This window comes from Mesorhizobium sp. Arg314 (assembly GCF_053714275.1).
Map to the genome: position 1 here is coordinate 1 of NZ_JBSKBP010000279.1, position 377 is coordinate 377.

The 377-nt window shown below is 63.7% G+C and carries 1 protein-coding gene; it reads right to left on the reverse strand.

Annotation, left to right across the window (positions count from 1 at the left end):
* The coding region (locus ACWGS9_RS35485; protein WP_454509516.1) for an IS66 family transposase at positions 1-377 on the reverse strand (377 nt) is incomplete at both ends.

The following is a 377-nucleotide window of genomic DNA, read 5'->3' on the forward strand; positions in this document are numbered from 1 at the left end:
CAATCCCGGCACGTAAATTTCTCCCGCACCGTTTCGATCACCTTGAAGCGGCGCGGAACCTCCTCCAGCGTCTTGTTCACATCCTCGCCCAGCTTGGACAGCCGGGATCCGCCGCAGCAGGCGCAGGCATTCGGAGGATCGATGACGATGCGCTCGTATTCGATGTCATCCGGCCATGGCTTGCGCACCGGTCGCTTGCGCGTGAAGGGGCGGATCTTCTGCGTCTTCGCCGCCGCGGCCTGCGCGGCAAGCTCATCCTCGGTCGCCGAGGTGACGAGTTCTTCGAGCTCCAATTCCAGCTGCTCGATCAGCCGTGCCGTGCGCTCGGAGCGCTGCCCGTACAGTTCGCGTTTCAGCTTCTCGATGCGCAGCTCGAG